This window comes from Gemmatimonadota bacterium (assembly GCA_026387915.1).
GTDB lineage: Bacteria > Gemmatimonadota > Gemmatimonadetes > Gemmatimonadales > Gemmatimonadaceae > Fen-1231.
The window spans coordinates 84,343-101,103 of sequence record JAPLKS010000011.1; the positions used below are offsets into that span (position 1 = coordinate 84,343).

The window sequence follows — 16,761 nt, forward strand, 5'->3', positions numbered from 1 at the left end:
CCCTTGTCGGTGGGCATTTAGAAGCCGAGGTTGAAGCGAAGGATGTAGTACGTCGGAGCGCCGAAGCTCTGGAAGTCCGACGGGTTGTCACCGCCGGCGGTGGCCGTGTAGTCATTTTCCGGATCCACACCGCGGTAGTTCGTCCACTTGGCTGCGTTACGCGCCGAGAGCATGACCGTGGCGCTCCGCGCCCGCATCGAGCGGGCGAGCTTGTCGGGCAGCGTGTACACCGCCGAGACTTCGCGGAGCTTGAGGAAGGCGCCCGGCTGGTAGAAGCCGTCGAGCGTGGCCGACGGATCGTTGCGCGTCGCCACGACCATCGCCTGCTCCTCAAACGAGGCGCCCGGGTTCATGAGGCCGTTGCAGTTCTGACGGCTCACGCAGCGGATGCGCTCGGTGTTGTTGTAGTACTGGTTGCCACCACGATAGTCGAGCAGCGCCGTAAAGCGCAGGCGACGGTCGAGCACTTCGATGCCCGTGTTCAACGTCACCGTCTTACGCGGGGCGCTGTACGCGCGGAGCGTCACGGCCGTGTCCACGAACACTTCGTTCAGGTTCGGATCGGCGTTATACGTGAGAATGCCGTCCTTGTTCTTGTCGTTCCAGCCGGTGATGTGCTTGGCCCAGAGCCCAAACAACGGCGAGCCTTCCACCGCGCGGGTCGTGGTCCCAATCTGCGGCGGCGTACCGCCCAAGCTCACCAGCTTGTTCGAGTTCATCGACGCACTCAGCGTCACGTCAATGCCCAGCGCACGACGGTCCACCAGTTGGGCGTTGATCGAGCCTTCCAATCCTTCGTTCGTCACCGAACCAAGGTTGCGACGCACGCTGGAGGCGGCGCCAGCCGACGGAGCGACGATCGCCGAAATCAGCGCGTCCTTCGTCTTCTTGGCGTAATACGTCATTTCAAAGTTGACGGCGCCCTTCAGCAGGCGCGCTTCAAAGCCGACTTCCGTCTCGGTCGTCTGCTCTGGCTTCAAATCGCTGTTGCCGAGCGCCGAGAACACCACGCCGGGCTGGTCCGTGCCGCGAACATTGGCCGTCGTCGCGCCAAACGTACGCAACGCGTCGAGCGGTCCGGGCTGCACGCCCGACGATCCGAACGCCGCGCGCAAACGGAAGTTGTCAATCTGGAGCACCTTCGGCATGTGGAACCACGGCTCATCCGAGATGACCCACGAGGCGCTCGCCTTCGGGTAGAAAATGCTCTGGAAGTTCGTACCGAACGCGCTGTTCTGGTCGGTGCGCACCGCGAGCGTCAAGTACAAACGGTCGCGAATGGCCAGCTGTTCTTCCAGGAACTGCCCGAGCGTGCGCTGCGGCACGTACGAGTTGGTCACCGAGATGATCGTGCCGGCCGGCGGCGTCTGCGTGCCCGGGGCCAGCACGGAGCCCTGCGCACCGTCGCCATCACGACGGAAATCCACATACTGAATACCGAGCGTGGACTTCAAGATGAAGGCGTTGAGGAAGCTGTTCGTCGCGGTCGCCGAGAAGTTGGCGGTAAAGTTGCGATCGTTGAACCGATAATTATTCGCGAAACCGCTGCGGTAGGTCGCCGTGATGGGCGGACCTTCACCGCGGAAGAGCAGATTCTGCTCCAAGCGGTCCGTGAGATCGTTGCCAATGTCCGCGCGCATCTGCAACCAGCTGGTCGGGCGGAAGTTGATATTGGCCGACGCAATAAAGCGATTGACCGACTGCTCCACCTTTTCCTGATACGTGAAGCCCGGCGTCCACGCGCGATAGCCGTGCAACGGCGTGCCGATCGTGGCCACCGTACCGTTCGTGGCATAGCCCGGACCGCCAAAGCCCTGCGACCCGAGTCCCGCCGTGGCGTTCGATGCCTGCAGCAGGTACGTGTCGCCCATCGTGATGCCCGTGCTCACGGTAATGTCGAGCTTCGAGTTAATCGCCGCGCTCAGGTTCGCGCGCACACCGGTCTGGTCGAGCTGGTTCGGATGTTCCATCCACTTCCGAATCGGCTGCGCCATCGTGTCGAGCATCGTGTTTTCGAAGTTCGGCAGCTTGAACACGCCGGTCTCCGTCTGACGCGTGAACGCCACATAGTATCGCAGCGCATCGCTACCGCCGCTCACCTGGGCGCCCAGCTCCAACCGATGCCCCATGCCCAGCGGCGTCGCTTCTGGATCCTTCAACGGCGAGTACTGGCGAAGGCTGTCCTTCACGCACGAACCAGCCGAGATCAACGGCAGACCGCACTCACGGTACGCCGTCAGCCCCGGCGTGTGGCCGGCAATCGTGTAGTTCCACGGGTACGGGTTGCGGTCGACCAGCGAGCCGTCTTCCACAAACGTGCTCCACTTGGCAGAGCCCGCACGTCCCTTCTTGGTGGTGATCACCACCACACCGTTCGCCGCGTCCGTGCCATACAGCGTCGCCGCCGACGGCCCCTTCACGATTTCAATGTTCTCAATGTCTTCCGGGTTGATGTCGCCCGTACGGCCGGCCTGCGCGTCGCCGGTAAACAGCGACGTCTGGCTGCCGCCCGTCATACGCACGCCGTCGATCACGTAGATCGGGTCGTTCGTCAGACTGAGCGAGCTCGTGCCGCGAATACGAATGCGCGACCCCGAACCGGTCTGCGTGCTCGGCGTCACCAACACGCCCGGCGTACGCGAGTTCAGGAGGTCGTTCATGTTCGTGATCGGCGAGTTCTCCTTCAACTTGGCCACGTCAATCGACGCCACCGCATTGCCGATTTCCACGCGGCGAGTTTCGCCGGTCGCCGTCGTCACCACCGGCGTCAGGTTCACGGCGACCGCGCTCAGCACCACGTCCACCGCAAGCGTCTGCCCCGCCGTCACGGTGATCGTCTGCTTCTGCTCGCCATAGCCCACGCGCAACACGCGCAGCGTCTGCGTTCCCGTAGGAACCGACTTCAACGTCGCCTTGCCGTCAGCGCCCGTCAGGGCACCGAGGTTCGTGCCCACGACGGCCACTTGGGCCTGTTCAATGGGGCGCGTGCCTTCGCGCACGGTAACGGTCACGCTGCCTTGTGCAGCCGCGGCGGATGCGCAGAAACCGAGCGCGAGCAGAGCTCGCGATACGGTCCCAGCAATCCGCGTCCAGGGTGGTGGCCTGTGCATGCGGGTCCTCTCAAAGTCTGGGGATCGCCGGCTCGCAGCTGAGCCGACGGACGAACGGACAAACGGCCAAACAGGGTACAGAACTAAGCCATAACGCTCGGCGGGAGAAAAACGTTCACTCCGGCTATCACCCCTTACCCTTCCAAACGGACGCTGGTCACAACTCGACGCAATGGCTACGCATTTGAAGCGGTTTGCGCTTCCCAATGTCCTACCGCATCCGCGGTCGCCCCCCCCTCAGTGCCCATTTGGGCCACCTTCCAGCCCTTCGTACTCGGCCGGTGCCATCTCCGATCGCCATCGATCCGGAGGCACCGGCCGCACGATCAACCGACGAACTTGCCGGGCTCGTGGTATTCCATCCCAAACGCCTCGGCCACGCCACGGTACGTGATCTTGCCTTCCGTCACGTTCAGCCCCTTCAGCAGAGCCGGATCGTCGCGGAGCGCCTGTTTCCAGCCCTTGTTGGCCAGCTTGAGCGCGTACGGGAAGGTCGCGTTCGTCAGCGCCAGCGTCGACGTGCGCGGCACGCCACCCGGCATGTTCGCCACACCGTAGTGGATGATGCCGTCCACCGTGTACACCGGATTCTCGTGCGTCGTCGCGTGAATCGTCTCCACGCAACCGCCCTGGTCGATCGCCACGTCCACAATCACCGAACCGGGGCGCATCAGCTTCAGGTCTTCCTTGCGAAGCAGCTTCGGCGCCTTGGCACCGGGGATCAGCACGCCGCCCACCACGAGGTCAGCCGTCGAAATCTGTTCGAGAATGTTGTGACGGTTCGAGTAGATGCAGGTCACGTTCGCCGGCATCACGTCGCTCAGATAGCGCAGACGCGGCAGCGACAGATCGAGGATCGTGACCTTGGCGCCCATGCCCGCCGCCATCTTGGCCGCGTTGATGCCCACGATACCGCCGCCGAGCACCACCACCTTGGCCGGCGGAACGCCGGGAACGCCGCCGAGCAGCACACCGCGACCGCCGTACAGCTTCTCCAGATACTTGGCGCCTTCTTGCACCGCCATACGGCCGGCGACTTCCGACATCGGAATCAGCAGCGGCAACTCGCCATTCGACGATTCCACCGTCTCGTACGCAATACAGGTGGCGCCCGTTTCCATATGCGCCTTCGTGAGCTTTTCGTCGGCGGCAAAGTGGAAGTACGTAAACACCGTCTGCCCCTTCTTCATGCGGGGCCATTCCACGGCGATCGGCTCTTTCACCTTGATGATCATGTCGGCCTGCGCCCACACCGCATCGGCGTCCGCACCGATCGTTGCGCCTACCGCTGTGAACTGCTCGTCGCTGAAGCCGCTGCCCAGGCCAGCACCCGTTTCGACCATCACCGAGTGGCCAGCCGACACGAGGGCTTCGGCACCTGCGGGGACGAGCGAGATACGATTCTCGTTCGTCTTGATTTCCTTCGGAATTCCGATCTTCATGATATCTGTTTAGCTCAAGTAAGGGTGTTGTCTCGCCACGGCCCGAGACTCACCAACGTCTGCCGCTCGGGCCCGAAAAAAGCCGCGCACACCGCTCGCGCGTCGTCCTCCGTGATAGCGTCGATCTTTGCGAGCACTCCATCGAGTGGCACAAAGGGCTCGTTGAACAACTCAACCGCCGCCGCACGGTACATCCGGCTCGTCACCCCTTCCATCGACAAGGTGATCTGCCCCTTCAACTGCTGTTTCCCCATCTGCAACTCGGTCGCTCCAACTCCCTCGGTCGCGATCCGCGCCAACTCCACGCGCACCGCATCCACCGCTTGTGCCGCACTCTCAGGAGCCGTCGCGAGATACACACCGTGCGTTCCGGTGTCGAGGTTGAACGATTGAAATGTATACACATTGTAGGCGAGACCTAGCTCTTCACGCAGCCGCTGAAAAAGCCGCGAGCTCATCCCGCCCCCCAACAGCGTATTCACCAGCATCAGCGTGTGCCGGCGCGGGTCAGCATGCGACACCGTCTCGCTACCGAACACCAGGTGCACCTGCTGCCCCTCGCGCTCCACATGGCGCGTCACGGGTGGCATCGCCGTCACCGGTGGAGCGGTGAGCCGCTCGCTACTCCCCGCCTTCACATCCGCCCAGCCGGTCGCGCCGAGGACGTCCACCAATGCCGCGTGCTCCACATTGCCGCTCGCCGCCACCACCATCTGCGGCGGATGGTACGCGCGTTCGTGCAGCCCACGGATGACAGCGAGAGGCATCGCCGACACACTGTCCCGTGTGCCGAGAATCGAATACCCATAGGGGTGCGTCCCCCAGAGCGCCTCGTTGTGCATCTCAAACACGAGGTCGTCGGGCGTGTCGTCCACCATCGAGATCTCCTCGAGGACGACCTTGCGCTCCATTTTGAGATCGGACTCACGCAACAACGGACGAAACACCAAGTCGGCAATCACATCCGCCGCCTGCGGCAAATGCTCGTCGAGCACCCGCGCTTGAAAGCAGGTGTGTTCGCGCGCCGTATACGCATCAAGCGAACCGCCAAGCGCCTCGAGCGACGACGCAATGTCGTGCGCCGAGCGCCCTTGGGTCCCCTTGAACACCATATGCTCGAGGAGGTGGGACACCCCCATGTTGGCGCGCGACTCGTGAATCGACGCCGCACGCACCCACGCCCCCATAGCAATCGACCGTACCCCCGGGATGTGCTCCGAGACTACGGTCAATCCGTTTTCGAACACGGTGCGCTCCCCCCCCCGCTCCGTCGGGCGGACGTCGGCGAGGGGCACGGAGCCTTGGGGCACGGCGCTAGCGGTCTCCGCGACCGCGGCCGCCACCACCACCACGCCCACCGCGACTGCCGCCACGTCCACCGCGATCTTCACGCGGGGCACGCTCGCCATCTTCCGCGGCCGGTGCGGCCGGAGCCGCATCGCCTTCGGCGTACGACGACGACTCGGCAGCCGGCGCAGCCGTTCCGGCCGCGCCTGCTTCGTCAGCGCCCGGCTTCGGCACCAGCGCCTTCATCGACAGACGCAGACGGCCACGCTCGTCGCGCTCAATGAGCTTGACCTTCACGCGATCGCCCTTCTTGACCACGTCTTCCGTCTTTTCGGTGCGGCCCCACTGGAGCTCGGAGATGTGCACGAGACCTTCGGTGCCCGGCATGATTTCGACGAACGCGCCAAACGCGGTCGTGCTCTTCACCGGACCTTCGTACGTCTCGCCCACAATCGGCTCGGCGGTAATCGCCTGCACCATCTGACGCGCGCGCTCCATCGACTCGCTGCCCACAGCGGAAATCGTGACCAAGCCGCTGTCGTCCACGGTGAGTTCGGCGCCCGTCTCGTCCTGAATGCCGCGAATGTTCTTGCCCTTGGGGCCGATCAGCTCGCCGATCTTCTCGGGGTTGATCTGCACCGTGATAATGCGCGGCGCCCACGGCGACATCTCGCTCTTGGGCTCCGCCATCACCTTGTCCATCTCGCCGAGGATGTGCAGGCGTCCCAGCTTCGCCTGCGCCAACGCCTCTTGCATGAGGCTGATCTCAAGGCCCTGAATCTTGATGTCCATCTGAATGGACGTAATGCCGTTCTTGGTCCCCGCCACCTTGAAGTCCATGTCGCCAAGATGGTCTTCGGTGCCCAGGATGTCGGTGAGGATCGCGTACTTCTTCCCTTCCTTGATGAGCCCCATCGCCACACCGGCAACGGCGCCCTTCATCGGCACGCCCGCATCAAACAGCGAGAGCGAACCGCCGCACACCGAGGCCATCGAGCTGGAGCCGTTGGACTCGAGCACGTCGGACACAATGCGAATGGTGTACGGGAACTCGTCGAACGCCGGCAACACACCCATCAGGGCGCGCTCGGCGAGGTTGCCGTGGCCGATTTCGCGGCGGCTGGTGCCGCGCATCGGACGCACTTCACCGGTCGAGAACGGCGGGAAGTTGTAATGGAGCATGAACGACTTGGTCGTTTCCTTGGCCACGTCGATGCTGTCCACACGCTGCGCGTCGCTGGCGGTGCCAAGCGTCGCGGCCACGAGCGCCTGCGTCTGGCCGCGCGTGAACAGCGCCGAGCCGTGGGCACGCGGCAGCAGGCCGGTGTCGATGGAGATGGCGCGCACTTCGGTCGGCTTACGGCCGTCCACGCGCAGTCCCGTCTCCAACACCTGATCGCGCAGCACGCGGTATTCGATGTCGCCGAGCACGGCGCCAATGAAGCTGTGCTGATCTTCGGGCAGTTCGGCCTTCAGCGTTTCCTTGACGGCATCCTTTACCGCTTCAACAGCCTGCACGCGCGTCTGCTTGTCCTTCTGGTTGATCGCCGCAACGATCTTCTTTTCGGCTTCCTTGGTGACGCGCTTGACGACAGCGTCCGGCGTCTCCGACTTGCTCCAGGTCATCTTCTCTTCGCGACCCTTTCCGAGCAGCTCTTCCTGCATCGCAATGAGCTCACGAATGCCGCCCTGCGCGATGCCGATCGCTTCGACCACATCGTCCTCAGAAATCTCGAGCGCGCCGCCCTCGACCATCACGATCGAGTCCTGCGAGCCGGCGACCACGAGTTCCAGGTCGGAGTATTCGAGCTGTTGGAAGGTGGGGTTGAGCACCCAGTTCCCCTGCACGCGGCCCACGCGCACGCTGGCAATCGGCGCCAAGAACGGAATCTTCGACGCGTTGAGCGCAAAGCTCGCCGCGAGCAGACCGAGCATGTCGGCGTCGTTTTCTTGATCGGCCGAGATCACGTACAGGAAAACCTGCACTTCATTCTGGAACCCTTCCGGAAAGAGCGGCCGGATCGAGCGGTCGATGATGCGGCACGACAGAATTTCGTCGTCGTGCGGGCGTCCTTCGCGCTTAAGGAAGCCACCCGGGATCTTGCCGGCGGCATACGTCTTTTCTTTGTACTCGACGGTGAGCGGGAAGAAGGGCAGCGTGCTCTTCTTGGGGCTCACGGTCACGGCGGCGAGCACCATCGTGTCGCCAAAGCGGACAAGCGCGGAACCCGCAGCCTGCTTCGCCATGCGCCCAGTCTCGATGACGAGAGGGCGGCCGGCGAACGTCCGTTCAATGCGATGCATCATACTGTTTTCTCTTTAGTTGAAACACAAAACGCGCGGTCCGCAGAGGGCGGCCGCGCGATTCGTGTATTGCGATTTTTTAGTAACGGAGCCCAAGATCCGCGATGAGCTTGCGATAGCGGTCGATGTCCGTACGCCGGAGGTAGGTCAGCAGGCGCTTACGCGTCTGAACCATCTTCAACAGGCCACGGCGGCCGTGATGGTCCTTCGCGTGCTTGTGGAAGTGATCATTGAGATAGTTGATCCTTTCCGTGAGCATCGCGACCTGCACCTGGGACGAGCCCGTGTCGGTCTCGTGCTGGCGATGCTTTTCGATCGCCGCTGATTTAGTGAATGCCATAGTCTTTAGCCTGGGTCCCTTTGCGTTATTCCGTTGTAGCATAACAACATAACCATCTTTTCCGCGACTGTAAAGGGGGCGGTTCCCTAGCGTATCAGGCTCAGTACCAACGACTTGACGTCGTTGAACATCACCGTGACGAACAATAGTCCGACCACGGCGATCCCGACCCGCATGAACCACTCTCGGCTCCGTAACCCAAACGGCTTTCCGCGCACCCCCTCCGCCACCGTCATCAGCACCTGACCGCCGTCGAGCAGCGGAATGGGGAGCAGGTTCAGGACCGCGAGGTTGATACTGAGAAAGGCGATCAGCGAAAAGAGCGGCTCCAGCCCCGTCTTCGCGGCTGCCACCGAGGTACGGGCAATCGCAATTGGCCCGCCGAGCGTCGCCACACTAACCGACCCGCGGAAGAGCCCACCCAGCACCCCGACCACGGCCCCACCCATCTGCCAGGTCGCGTGCCAGCCGGTCGCCACGGACTCGCCAAAGCTCAGCGGCTCCGAGGCCGTCGTGGGACGAGGGAACGCGCCGATGCGTCCCACCGGCCCCGCCTTGCCCGTCAGGGGGTCCGCCGCCGTGTCCGTCTTCGGCACCATCACCAATGACTCGTGCGCGCCGCCGCGGACCACATCCAGCGTCAGCGAGCGTCCTGGGCTGCGGCTCACGCGAGCCGTGAGTTCCGACCAGTTCTTCACCGGCGCGCCATCCACGGCTGCGATACTATCGCCACCACGAAGCCCAGCCATCACGGCGGGGTAGCCCGGCACCACCGAATCAATCACGGCCGGCACGTACCGCCGCCCATTCACCGCAAAAATGCCGGTAGAGACGGTGATCGTGAGCAGCACATTCATCACCACGCCGGCGAGCAGAATCACCACGCGCTGCCACGTGGCCTTGGACTCAAACCACCGATCGCTCGGCACAGGCTTGGGGCCGTGCGGCAGCATCGCTTCGGGATCCCAGTTCGGATCCAACTCGGCGCCCTCCGCCACGGTTTCGTTGCCGCCCTCGAGCATCGACGCGGTCTCGTCGTCACGGGATGCCATGCGCACATAGCCGCCAATGGGCAGCCACGAGATGACGTACTCCGTTTCGCCGCCGCGCGGACGCCAGCGGAAGATCGGGCTTCCCCACCCCAGCGAGAAGCGCGGCGCGTACACGCCCACACTCTTGGCCGCGAGAAAATGCCCGAGTTCGTGGACAAACACCACGACGCCGAGGACGACGAGCGGCGCAAGCCAGGCCAGCATCAGTTCCGCTCCCGTACGATGGTGCGCGCGGCGGCATCAGCCGCCAAGATGGCATCGCGCGAATCGCCGGGAACTCCACTGAGGCGCTGCAGCGCTTCATCAATGCACGGGGCAATGTCACTAAACGTCATGCGTCCCTCGAGAAAGAGCGCGACCGCCTGTTCGTTGGCCGCATTGAACACCGCCGGCGCCGCGCCACCGGCGCGACCTGCGGCAATACCGAGCTGGAGCGCCGGAAACGCCTCGTGGCGCACCCGCTCGAACGTTAACGGACTCGCCGCGATTGGATCGAAGCGCGGCACGCCGTCATCCGCCACGCGGTCGGGATGCGTGAGCGCATACAAAATCGGCAGCTCCATTGACGGCACGCCGAGCTGCGCCACCACACTGCCGTCCACAAACTCCACCATCGAATGCACGATGCTCTGTGGATGCACCACGACTTCAATTTGATCAAACGACACGCCAAACAGAAAATGCGCCTCGATCACCTCGAGCGCTTTGTTCGCGAGCGTGGCGCTATCGACCGTGATCTTGCGGCCCATCGACCACGTGGGATGCTGCAACGCATCGTCGAGCGACGCGGTGCGCAGGCGCGCATCGTCCCAGGTGCGAAAGGGTCCGCCACTGGCCGTAATAATCAAGCGACGGATGTCTCGCCCGCTGCGCGCGCCGAGGCACTGCAAGATGGCAGAGTGCTCAGAGTCCACGGGCACCACCTCACCGCCGCCGCGCCGTGCCGCATCCGCCACTAAGTGACCGGCCATCACGAGCGATTCTTTGTTGGCGAGCGCCACGCGTTTCCCACACTCGAGCGCCGCCAAGGTGGCATCGAGCCCCGCCGCACCAACCACTGCATTGAGTACGATGTCTGCGTCGGGGTGCGTTGCGGCGCCCACCAGAGCGTCGGCGCCGCGATGCCATCCCGATGGGCCATTGTCACTAGACACGAGTCCGACGAACGCCGGCTGCCAGGCACGGGCCTGTTCGGCAAGGCGGTCCGCATTCGCATTGGCCGTCAACGCCACCACGCGATACCGCGCGCGCTGCCGCTCCAACACGCGCAACGCGGACACACCAATCGAGCCGGTGGATCCAAGCACCGCGATCCCTCGCGGCGCTCCCATATCCGTATCGTGGCGTGGCACAGCCGGTGCGCTCACCGTGGAGCCGGCAGCAGCATCAGGCTCAGCAACACGTACGCCAACGGAAGGGTGAAGAGCATCGAGTCCACACGGTCGAGCACGCCGCCGTGACCAGGAATCAAATGCGAGCTATCCTTGACGCCGGCTTCGCGCTTGAGCATCGACTCCACGAGATCGCCGATCTGCCCGCCAACGCTCAGGAGCACGCCAAACAGTATGGCACGACTCGGCAGCATGGTGAGCTGTGCGAACCGCGGCAACGCATAGCGCGAGAACAGCACGCTGATCACCACCGCCACAATCAAACCGCCCACCGCACCCGCAACGGTTTTTCCTGGACTCACCGTGGGCATCAGTTTGGTGACACCCAACCAGCGTCCAAACACATAGCCGCCGATGTCCGTCCCCCACGTGAGCAACAACGGAAATGCGACCAGCGCCGTGCCCGACGCGGCGTCCACGGCGTACGGGTGATAGCGCAGCGCATACGCAAAGCTGAGCATGCCGCCGGTGTAGAGTACCGCGAAAATCGTGAGCCCCACAGCTTCGAGCGGCCGCCCCGTGGCACCGCGACGCCAGAGCGCGACGGTGAGCACCTCTAGGACCACGAGCATCAGCACACTCACTGGCGGTGCCCACAGTCCGAGATGCACCGCATGCACGCAGAGCGGCACGAGCGCGGCCAACACAATGCCGTGCTCTTGGAGTGGGCGACTGCCGGAATCCCGTCCGAGGTGGCCAAACTCAAATGCCGCAAGCGCGGCGGCAACGGCCAGCAGAACCGCGAGTGCGGCGCCGCCAAACCAGACGATCGCCACTGCACCGGGGGCCGCGACGAGGGAAAACGCGAGGCGCTTCTGGAACTCAGTCACGGAGTGTGGCGCAGGGGAACGGAGGCGCGTGCGCTCAGACGGCGACGCGGCCGAACCGACGATCGCGATTCTGGTACTCGAGGATGGCTTCGTACAAATCGCGGCGGCCGAAGTCCGGCCAGAGCACCGGCGAGATATACAACTCGGTGTACGCGAGCTGCCAGAGGAGGAAATTCGAAATGCGCTGTTCACCAGACGTGCGAATGAGCAGGTCGGGGTCTGGGCAGTCGGCGGTAAATAGCCGGCTCGCGAACGCGCGCTCGTCGATTTGATCGGGCGACATCTTGCCGGCCACCACATCTTCGGCGATCAAGCGTGCCGCACGCACGAGCTCCGCGCGCGACCCGTACGAAATAAACAGATTGAGCCGCAGCTTGGTGTTATGCGCGGTCTGCTGCATCACACGATCCACCGCGGCAGCCGCGGGGGGCGTGAGGCGCTCGAGTTCGCCGAGCATGCGCACCTGCACGCCCTGCTCATCGAGCTCGTCGGCTTCCTTTTGGATGTACTCCTCAAGGAGCGACATCAGCGCCGACACTTCGCCGGCGGGGCGCTGCCAGTTTTCCTGCGAGAAGGCGAACAACGACAGCACTTCCACGCCGGCTTCAATCGCACCCTCGACCACTTCGCGCACCGACTTCATCCCGCTCCGGTGCCCCAGCGGGCGCGGCAACATCCGCTCCCGCGCCCAGCGCCCGTTGCCATCCATAATGATGGCCACGTGTTTCGGGATCGCGCCGTGCTCGCGAATCTGGTCCAGCAGATCGGAGGCGAGAGTGGAGGCCACGGTCAGACTTCCATCAACTCGGCTTCCTTGGACTTCATCAGCGCGTCGATCTTGGCAATGTACTCGTCGTGAATTTTCTGCAATTCCTTTTCGGCGTGCTTCACATCGTCCTCGCTCACGCCATCGAGCTTCTTGAGGATGTCGCGCGCATGCGTGCGCGCATGGCGCACCGCAATACGGCCGTCTTCGGAGTATTTATGCACGGTCTTCACGAGATCTTTGCGACGCTGTTCGTTCATCGACGGCAACGGCACGCGGATGACGCCGCCCTGAATCGCCGGATCGAGGCCGAGGTCAGATTCGCGAATGGCCTTTTCAACGGCCTTTAACTGCGTTTTGTCGAACGGCGTCACGAGGAGCACGCGCGGTTCCGGCGCGGAGACGTTGGCCACCTGGTTCATCGCCAGGAAGGAGCCATACATCTCCACCTTCACCACGTCGAGCATTGTCGGCGACGCCTTGCCCGAGCGCACCGTCTGAAACTCGCGCTTGGTTGCTTCGACGCCCTTCTCCATACCGGTCTTGCAGTCTTTCAGGATATTCGGAATGCTGGTCATGAGACGAGGGTCCCCACCCGTTCGCCCCGGATCGCCCGTAGCACGGCGCCGGGTTCGTTGATGTTCAACACGATCAAAGGCAGCTTGTTTTCCTTACAGAGCGTGATCGCCGTCTGGTCCATCACACCAAGCTCGCCGTGCATCACTTCTTTGTAGCTGATGTTGGCGTATTTCACCGCATCGGGGTTCGTCTTGGGATCCGCGTCGTATACGCCGTCGACGCTCGTCGCCTTGATGATCACGTCGGCCTTCATCTGAATGGCGCGCAGGACGGCAGCGGTGTCGGTGCTGAAGTACGGATTCCCCGTACCCGCGGCAAAGATCACCGCGCGCCCCTTCTCCAAGTGCCGCATCGCGCGCCGACGGATGTACGGCTCGGCGAGCTCTTCCATCCGGATTGCCGTCATCACGCGGGTGTCGAGTCCCTCACGCTCCAGAATATCCTGAAACGCGAGCGCATTGATGATGGTGCCCAACATCCCCATGTAATCCGCGCTGACGCGGTCCATGCCCATTTTGGAAATCTGCGATCCGCGTACGATGTTGCCGCCGCCGATCACCATGCCCATTTGCGCGCCCATGGTCGTGACTTCTTTGATTTCCTTAGCGTACTTCGTAATCACCGCAAAGTCGAACCCCGAGCCCTGCCCGCCGGCAAGCGCTTCGCCGGAGAGCTTCAGCAGCACTCGCGGGTACTTCAGCGCCTTCGGCGGCCGGGGCACGGCGCGCTCAGCCCTCGCCCATCTGGAAACGCACGAAGCGCTTGAGATCGGCGCCAGCGGTTTCCTTGACGAGCTGACCAATGGTCTTGCTGTCATCACGAACCCACGGCTGCTGCACTAACGTCACTTCGGAGTAGAACTTGTCGATGCGGCCGCTCACCATCTTTTCAACGATGTTGTCGGGCTTGCCGCTCGCCTTGGCCTGCTCCACGAAGATCGCCTTCTCACGCTCGACCAGTTCGGCCGGCACGTCCGTCTTCTGCACGGCAATCGCGACCGTCGGCACGCCGGCGGCCACATGCTCGGCCACACTGCCACCGAGCGTCTTGGCTGCATCACCATTGGCGCCCTGCACGTCCACCAGCACGGCCACCTTGCCGTTGTGGTGGCGATACACGCCAATGGTGCCGGAGGTGGCGTAGCGCGCCACGCGGCGCAGCTGCACGTTCTCGCCGGTCTTGGCCGCCGCGGCCTTCACGACTTCGCCCAGCGTCAGCGCTTTGTCGTGATGCCAGTGCTTGTTCAGCAACGCATGGTCGGTGCCCAGCTCAGCCACGCCGTCGAGCGACGTGTCCTCGGCGATATGGCGCGCGACCATCGTGGCCAGCGCCACGAACTCGTCGTTGCGGGAGACGAAATCGGTTTCGGAGTTCAGTTCAATCATCACGCCGAGGGTCGCGTCATCCGACACCCACGTAATGATCTGCCCTTCGCTGGCCGCACGCCCGGCGCGCTTCTCAGCCTTGGCAATGCCCTTGGTACGCAGCTGGTCGACGGCCTTTTCAATGTCGCCGCCGGTCTCTTCGAGGGCCTTCTTGCAGTCGCCCATTCCGGCGCCCGTGCGGGCGCGCAGTGCGGCGACATCCTTTGCAGTGATGCTCATGATCAATGACACCTGGTATGCTGGGTGTGGAATCGCCGCCGGCGCAACAACGGACGCCGGCGGCGAGAAGAAAGTTACTGCTATCCCAACTGCGGCACTATGCCGCTCTTGGGGGTTACTCGGCCGCTGCGTCGGGAGCCGCCGGCGCGCCTTCCGGAGCGCCTTCTGCGGCTGCCGGCGCGCCGTCCTTCAGGCGCGCCGCAATCGCTTCGGGCTTGGCGTGACGGCGACGCGGACGACGCTTCTTGCCGTCGCGGTCGTTGCCAGCCGGTTCCGCACCGCGGTCGGACGAGTAGGTGTAGCTCTCGCCGTCCTCGGAGTCTTCACGCAACGCCGGCGCTTCGCGACGGGCGTCGTTGATCGTCTCGGCCAGCGCGCCCGTGATCAGTTCCACGGAGCGGATGGCGTCATCGTTGCCGGCAATCGGCACGGTGATGAGATCGGGATCGGAGTTCGTGTCGCAGATAGCGACGAGCGGGATGCCCAGCTTGTTGGCCTCGTCCACCGCGATGCGCTCCTTCTTGGCGTCGACGATAAAGATCAGGCCCGGCAGGCGCGACATCGGCTTGATGCCCGACAAGTTCTTGCTGAGCTTGTCGCGCAGGCGCGTCAGCATCAGCTGTTCTTTCTTGGTGTAGTTCTCAAAATCGCCGCCCGACTCGCTGCCGGCTTCGAGATCCTTGAGCTTCTTGATCTGCTTCTTGATGGTCGCGAAGTTCGTGAGCAAGCCGCCGAGCCAGCGCTCGGTGACGTACATCGCGCCGCACTTCTCGGCTTCCGCCTTGACGAGTTCGGCGAGCTGCTGCTTGGTGCACACGAAGAGCACGCTTTCACCGCGCAGGACAACTTCGCGCACGAGCTTCTGCGCGAGTTCAATCTGACGCAGCGTCTTCTGCAGATCGATGATGTGAATCCCGTTGCGCTCCGCGAAGATGAACCGACGCATCTTCGGGTTCCAACGACGGGTTTGGTGGCCGAAGTGTACGCCGGCCTTGAGGAGTTCGTCGAGCGTGGGCTGAGCCATGATGCGATACCTGATTGGTTGGTGACGTCGGCGGAAGTCATCGCGGTTGTCGACCGCCCCAAGGGCGGCACCCGACGTCCGCTCATCCCGCCTGAGGGATGAAGAACACGCACACGAGCAACATCGGTACAGCTCCGCGACGTCGCGGCGAAAGCAGGAATCCCTGCTCTCGCCGCGAGGCGCGGTCTTCGACTAGCGCTTGCTGAACTGGAAGCGCTTACGGGCTTTCGGACGGCCCGGCTTTTTACGTTCGACCGCACGCGCATCGCGCGTGAGGAGGCCGAGGTCGCGCAGCTTGCGACGGTGATTCTCGTCGATCTTGACGAGGGCACGGGCAACGGCGAGGCGCAACGCGCCAGCCTGACCCGTGGATCCGCCGCCATTGAGATTCGCCTTCACGTCGTAGTTGCCGAGCGTGTCGGTGGCCGTAAACGGCTGCTGAATCGCGGACACGAGCGCCGGACGCGGGAAGTAGTCACCGAGCGTACGCCCGTTGACATCCCACTTGCCGGAACCCGGCTGCAGATAGACGCGGCAGACCGCTTCTTTGCGGCGGCCGACGGTGTGTGTAATGTCGGCCATTTAATTCGCCTCCGCCTTCTTGAAAGTGAGCACGGTGGGACGCTGGGCGATGTGCGGGTGCTCGGCACCCGGATAGACGCGCAACTTGATCCGCAGCTTCTGCCGACCCAGTGCGTTCTTGGGGAGCATCCCGTGCACGGCCTTCTCAATGATGCGTTCGGGGTGCTTCGCCAACATCGTCGCGAACGGCGTCTGCTTGTCGTGCCCCATGTAGCCGGAGTGCGAGAAGTACGTCTTCTGTTCGGACTTGCGGCCCGTCACCTTCACCTTCGAGGCGTTGATGACGATGACGTTGTCGCCCGTATCCATGTGCGGCGTGAACGTCGGCTTGTGCTTACCACGGATGATCTTGGCGATTTCAGTCGCGAGGCGACCGAGAACCATGCCTTCCGCATCGACAACGAACCACTTGTGTTCAATGTCGGAGGGTCGAGCGGTGTACGTGGACAT

15 protein-coding genes are annotated in these 16,761 nt (G+C 63.5%); all 15 read right to left on the bottom strand.

Annotated features, from left to right (window positions below):
• Window positions 1–17: 17 nt before the first annotated feature.
• On the bottom strand, window positions 18–3,110 hold the full coding sequence (locus NTZ43_06235; protein MCX5766805.1) for a SusC/RagA family TonB-linked outer membrane protein: 3,093 nt from the start codon (window positions 3,108–3,110) through the stop codon (window positions 18–20).
• A 326-nt stretch (window positions 3,111–3,436) separates the two neighbouring features.
• Window positions 3,437–4,552, bottom strand: a complete 1,116-nt coding sequence (gene ald / locus NTZ43_06240) for an alanine dehydrogenase (GenBank protein MCX5766806.1) — start codon at window positions 4,550–4,552, stop codon at window positions 3,437–3,439.
• Between the two features lie 14 nt (window positions 4,553–4,566).
• Complete coding sequence (locus NTZ43_06245; protein MCX5766807.1) at window positions 4,567–5,943, bottom strand: pitrilysin family protein; 1,377 nt, start codon at window positions 5,941–5,943, stop codon at window positions 4,567–4,569.
• Complete coding sequence (locus tag NTZ43_06250) at window positions 5,867–8,143, bottom strand: polyribonucleotide nucleotidyltransferase (GenBank protein ID MCX5766808.1); 2,277 nt, start codon at window positions 8,141–8,143, stop codon at window positions 5,867–5,869. Before NTZ43_06250 ends, NTZ43_06245 begins: the two co-directional genes overlap by 77 nt.
• A gap of 79 nt (window positions 8,144–8,222) precedes the next feature.
• Window positions 8,223–8,483, bottom strand: a complete 261-nt coding sequence (rpsO, locus tag NTZ43_06255) for a 30S ribosomal protein S15 (GenBank protein ID MCX5766809.1) — start codon at window positions 8,481–8,483, stop codon at window positions 8,223–8,225.
• A gap of 86 nt (window positions 8,484–8,569) precedes the next feature.
• Window positions 8,570–9,739, bottom strand: coding sequence for an RIP metalloprotease RseP (gene rseP / locus NTZ43_06260; GenBank protein MCX5766810.1), 1,170 nt, complete (start codon window positions 9,737–9,739; stop codon window positions 8,570–8,572).
• Window positions 9,739–10,866 (bottom strand): 1-deoxy-D-xylulose-5-phosphate reductoisomerase, encoded by a 1,128-nt coding sequence (dxr, locus tag NTZ43_06265; protein ID MCX5766811.1) that lies wholly within the window; start codon window positions 10,864–10,866, stop codon window positions 9,739–9,741. Before dxr ends, rseP begins: the two co-directional genes overlap by 1 nt.
• A 32-nt stretch (window positions 10,867–10,898) precedes the next feature.
• Window positions 10,899–11,756: a phosphatidate cytidylyltransferase gene (locus NTZ43_06270; GenBank protein ID MCX5766812.1), complete on the bottom strand. Its 858-nt coding sequence runs from the start codon at window positions 11,754–11,756 to the stop codon at window positions 10,899–10,901.
• A 34-nt stretch (window positions 11,757–11,790) separates the two neighbouring features.
• Complete coding sequence (locus NTZ43_06275) at window positions 11,791–12,543, bottom strand: isoprenyl transferase (protein MCX5766813.1); 753 nt, start codon at window positions 12,541–12,543, stop codon at window positions 11,791–11,793.
• A 2-nt stretch (window positions 12,544–12,545) separates the two neighbouring features.
• A complete protein-coding gene (gene frr / locus NTZ43_06280) occupies window positions 12,546–13,100 on the bottom strand; it encodes a ribosome recycling factor (protein ID MCX5766814.1) in 555 nt (184 codons plus the stop codon).
• On the bottom strand, window positions 13,097–13,822 hold the full coding sequence (gene pyrH, locus NTZ43_06285) for a UMP kinase (GenBank protein MCX5766815.1): 726 nt from the start codon (window positions 13,820–13,822) through the stop codon (window positions 13,097–13,099). Before pyrH ends, frr begins: the two co-directional genes overlap by 4 nt.
• A 7-nt stretch (window positions 13,823–13,829) precedes the next feature.
• Window positions 13,830–14,705: a translation elongation factor Ts gene (gene tsf, locus NTZ43_06290; protein MCX5766816.1), complete on the bottom strand. Its 876-nt coding sequence runs from the start codon at window positions 14,703–14,705 to the stop codon at window positions 13,830–13,832.
• A 115-nt stretch (window positions 14,706–14,820) separates the two neighbouring features.
• The gene (gene rpsB, locus NTZ43_06295) at window positions 14,821–15,729 is read right to left on the bottom strand and encodes a 30S ribosomal protein S2 (GenBank protein ID MCX5766817.1); all 909 of its coding nucleotides are present in this window, start codon (window positions 15,727–15,729) and stop codon (window positions 14,821–14,823) included.
• A gap of 192 nt (window positions 15,730–15,921) precedes the next feature.
• Window positions 15,922–16,311, bottom strand: a complete 390-nt coding sequence (gene rpsI / locus NTZ43_06300; protein MCX5766818.1) for a 30S ribosomal protein S9 — start codon at window positions 16,309–16,311, stop codon at window positions 15,922–15,924.
• Window positions 16,312–16,761, bottom strand: a complete 450-nt coding sequence (gene rplM, locus NTZ43_06305) for a 50S ribosomal protein L13 (GenBank protein MCX5766819.1) — start codon at window positions 16,759–16,761, stop codon at window positions 16,312–16,314.